The organism is Lyngbya sp. CCY1209, from assembly GCF_035615495.1.
Lineage (GTDB): Bacteria > Cyanobacteriota > Cyanobacteriia > Cyanobacteriales > Microcoleaceae > Limnospira.
In genome coordinates this window covers 1-3,946 of sequence record NZ_JAJENU010000193.1, presented here as the reverse complement: position 1 = coordinate 3,946, position 3,946 = coordinate 1, and the positions used below count along the sequence as shown (strand labels likewise).

4 protein-coding genes are annotated in these 3,946 nt (G+C 57.1%); 3 read left to right on the top strand and 1 reads right to left on the bottom strand.

The window, feature by feature from the left end:
* Positions 1-126 precede the first annotated feature (126 nt).
* Positions 127-1,809 (bottom strand): dihydroxy-acid dehydratase, encoded by a 1,683-nt coding sequence (gene ilvD / locus LKE08_RS03325; protein WP_324702775.1) that lies wholly within the window; start codon positions 1,807-1,809, stop codon positions 127-129.
* Positions 1,810-2,155: 346 nt separating this feature from the next.
* Here ilvD and LKE08_RS03320 point away from each other — a divergent pair, with 346 nt between their 5' ends.
* The 3 genes from LKE08_RS03320 (at position 2,156) to LKE08_RS03310 (ending at position 3,862) form a co-directional block, all read left to right on the top strand.
* Positions 2,156-2,980: a pentapeptide repeat-containing protein gene (locus LKE08_RS03320; protein WP_324702774.1), complete on the top strand. Its 825-nt coding sequence runs from the start codon at positions 2,156-2,158 to the stop codon at positions 2,978-2,980.
* 222 nt (positions 2,981-3,202) lie between these two features.
* Positions 3,203-3,403 carry a hypothetical protein gene (locus LKE08_RS03315; protein WP_324702773.1) on the top strand — a complete coding sequence of 67 codons (201 nt, stop codon included), beginning with the start codon at positions 3,203-3,205 and terminating at the stop codon, positions 3,401-3,403.
* 12 nt (positions 3,404-3,415) lie between these two features.
* The gene (locus LKE08_RS03310; RefSeq protein ID WP_324702772.1) at positions 3,416-3,862 is read left to right on the top strand and encodes a hypothetical protein; all 447 of its coding nucleotides are present in this window, start codon (positions 3,416-3,418) and stop codon (positions 3,860-3,862) included.
* Positions 3,863-3,946 lie beyond the last annotated feature (84 nt).

Here is a 3,946-nt window from a genome sequence, read left to right as displayed (position 1 = left end):
TGGGGGGTTAGGGGGGCAAGAGTTCCCCCCAAAATTGGGGGGTTAGGGGGGCAAGAGTTCCCCCCAAAATTGGGGGGCTAGGGGGGCAAGAGTTCCCCCCAAAATTGGGGGGTTAGGGGGGCGCAACTATAAACCCAAATCCGTCACCGCGCCCCGGCTGCTGGTGGACACCAACTTGGCGTATTTCGCCAACACGCCCTTGGTGTAGCGGGGTTGGGGCGGTTGCCACTGCTGCCGCCGCGCCGCCAACTCCTCGTCGGAAATGTTAATTTGCAATAACCGCTGGTGGGCGTCGATGGTGATGCTGTCCCCTTCTTTGACCAGGGCGATCGCACCCCCGACCGCAGCTTCCGGGGCTACATGACCCACCACCATGCCGTAGGTTCCCCCGGAAAAGCGCCCGTCCGTAATCAGACCGACAGAATCGCCCAAACCCGCGCCGATAATCGCCGAAGTCGGCGCCAGCATCTCCCGCATTCCCGGACCACCAACCGGGCCTTCGTAGCGCACCACGACCACATCTCCGGCCTGGATTTTACCCGCCAGAATCGCGTCGAGACAATCTTCCTCGGACTCGAACACCCGCGCAGGGCCGGTGATTTTGGGGTTCTTCACCCCGGTAATTTTCGCCACCGAACCCTCAGTCGCCAAATTTCCTTTGAGAATCGCCAGGTGCCCTTGGGCGTACATGGGCTGATCCCAGGGGCGGATGACTTCCTGGTTGGGGTCCGGTTCGCTGGGGATGTCCGCCAACTGTTCGGCGACGGTTTTTCCGGTAATCGTCAGGGCGTCGCCGTGGATGAGTCCGTGTTCCAACAGCATTTTCATCACCCGGGGCACGCCGCCCGCCTCGTGAAATTGGGTGGTGACGAAGCGCCCGCTGGGTTTGAGGTCACAGAGCACCGGAACCCGGCCGCGGATGGTTTCGATATCGTCCAGGGTCAATTCGACCCCGGCGGCGTTGGCGATCGCGAGTAAATGTAACACGGCATTGGTCGATCCGCCCACGGCCATAATCACAGCAATGGCATTTTCAAACGCCTTGCGGGTCAAAATTTGCCGGGGGAGAATCCGCTGACGGATCGCTTCGGCCAGAACCGCCGCCGATTGTTCCGTACTCTCGGCCTTTTCCGCGTCCTCGGCGGCCATCGTGGAGGAGTACATCAGACTCATCCCCATCGCCTCGAAGGCCGAGGACATGGTGTTGGCGGTGTACATCCCGCCGCAAGACCCCGCCCCCGGGCAGGCGTGGCGCTCGACGGCCAGCAGTTCCTCGTCGGCAATTTTTCCGGCGCTGTGCTGTCCCACCGCTTCAAAGGCGCTGACGATGGTGAGATCCCGTCCGTCGTAGTGGCCCGGTTTGATCGTGCCGCCGTAGATGAAAATTGCCGGGATATTCATGCGGGCGATCGCAATCATCGCCCCCGGCATATTTTTATCACACCCGCCGATCGCCAGCACGCCGTCCATACTCTGGGCGTTGCAGGCGGTTTCGATCGAATCCGCGATCACTTCTCGGGACACCAGGGAATATTTCATCCCCTCCGTCCCCATCGAGATCCCGTCGCTGACGGTGATCGTCCCGAACATCTGCGGCATGGTCCCCGACTGCTTCAGGGCCGCTTCCGCCCGCAGCGCCAAATCGTTCAACCCCATGTTGCAGGGGGTGATGGTGCTGTAGCCGTTGGCGATGCCCACAATGGGTTTGTTGAAATCCCCATCTCCGAACCCCACCGCCCTCAACATGGCGCGGTTCGGGGTGCGTTGGTTGCCCTGGGTGATGGCTTTGCTTCTAAAATTATCCGACATTCCTGATTCCCCTATCGATCGGCGTGCGATCGCACTCGTGGTATGGTGTTGTGTTGCATGGGGTCGAACCCCCCGCCACCCTCGTTTTTCTAGTGTCTGACGGCTGGCTTGTCTTTCGATCCTACAATCTGATGCCGTCTTTATTCCCCCGCGATCCCCAATTTCTTAAGGTTTGCAAATCATCATTTTCCGGAAATCCTCGGTTGACGGTGATGATTGTCCCGAACTCCCCAGCCGGATTTCACGTCATCGGGAAATGAGGGGGGGTGACAATCCCGAATCGCGATCGGGGATGATAGAGAAAGAAGTAACTACAGCAGAGCAATCATTCGTGAGGACAATCAAGATGGAGGTTGAGGAGCTACTCGAGCAATACGCGGCAGGAGAGAGACTGTTTCGATCGGTCAACCTGACGGGCGCCGACCTGAGCGGACTCGATCTCCAGGAGGTCAACTTTATCAGAGCCAACCTGCAAAATACAACCTTCATCAATACTAATTTGACCGGGGTCAACTTCCGCGAGGCGAAACTGATGGGGGTGGATCTCAGCGATGCCAACTTGGCCGAAGCCAACTTGATCGGTGCCAATTTGACGGACGCCAACTTTACCCGCGCCCAACTGACGGGGGCGAGTCTGCGGGGTTCGTCTTCTCGAAGTGTCACTTTGAACCAAGCCAACCTCAGCGACGCCAATTTGGCGGAAGCGAATTTCACCTCGGCCAATTTTATCGGCGCGAATCTCTCCAACAGCACCCTGATTCGGACGAATTTGCTCAAAGCCAATTTGAGCGGCGCCAACCTGGAGAACGCCAATCTCACCAACGTGATTATGCGGGAGTCCACCCTGGAGGGGGCCAACCTCACTCACGCCATCCTCAGCGGCGCGATGCTTTCGGGCGCCAACTTGCACGAGGCGGATTTGAGCCGGGTGACGATGGTGGGGGCGGATTTGAGCGATGCCAATTTGAGCGAAGCCAATCTGCGGGGGGCCAACGTCAGTTGGACGATCCTGCGGGGCGCCAACCTCAGCCGCGCTCGACTCTACCGCACAAAGCTCAATTGGTCGAATCTCAGCGGCGTTAATTTGATCGAGGCCGTCCTGTTGGATACGGTACTCTATCACACCAATTTGCGGGATGCAGACCTGCGGGGGGCGATTTTGCCGGATTAATTAAGGTGTCGGGTGTCGGAATTGTAGGGGCGCAAGGCTTGCGCCCTGATTTAAGCTTCTTTCAGATAGAAACCCGGTTTCTCCGCGTAATCGAATAACAGGACGATCGCGAATTATCCGAACTTGATATGAAGTTTGCAATGAAATTCGCGATCGAGCGTCGGGTTTGCCACTCAAACCCTCACCGACGGAGAACCCGATGAGATTGAAGCCGATTCCGCCGTGGAATTGGAAGATCCTCCGGAGTCCGATGATGCGATGGCTGTTGCCTCCCGACAACTGAAGGACTTTTTTGAGGGGGAAGTGCTACCCCTCACCGACGAAGAACCCGATGAGATTGAGGCTGATTCCGCCGTGAAATTTGAAGATCCTCCGGAGTCCGATTTTGAGGAAGATATCAAAGAAGAGAATATTCCGTTTTAAGTTAAGGAAACAATGGTGAATTCTGAGACTTCCGGCTTTGAATTGGAGATCCCACTTTCCGGCCTGATTTTGGGGCTGATAGTTTTGTCAGCCGCGGGCCTCCTCGGCGCCGTGGGTTTGGGGTGGCTGAGTTGGGGACGACTGCTTTTATTGACTCTCGCCGTTCTACTACTCCTTCCCATTGTCGTCATTCTGGCACTCTACGGCCTGCTTTCGTGGGTCGATCGCAACCGGGTTCAAGATCGCTGTCCCGTCTGTCGGTACGAGTTCGGCGGCTACAGAAATTCCACCCCCCACTGTCCGAACTGCAAGGAACCCCTCCGATTCGATAGGGATGGCAAACTGCATAAAATTTCCCCCACCCACACCCACCCGTCTTGGTCCGTCGATATCCGCTGCGCCGAACATCCGGGGCGTCCGGGATCGTTCCGCTGGCGGCTGAAACTTCAGAAAAAATAATAGCAATAGTAGTGGACTATTTCTACTAAAACTGTGCATTAAAAAATAAATGGTGGGTTACGGCGCGGATGAACAGTTGTGGGT

Excerpts from the sequence above, each read along its gene's own strand:
- LKE08_RS03320 (WP_324702774.1), top strand. The coding sequence starts at position 2,156 with ATGGAGGTTGAGGAGCTACTCGAGCAATACGCGGCAGGAGAGAGACTG.
- ilvD (WP_324702775.1), bottom strand. The coding sequence starts at position 1,809 with ATGTCGGATAATTTTAGAAGCAAAGCCATCACCCAGGGCAACCAACGC.
- LKE08_RS03310 (WP_324702772.1), top strand. The coding sequence starts at position 3,416 with ATGGTGAATTCTGAGACTTCCGGCTTTGAATTGGAGATCCCACTTTCC.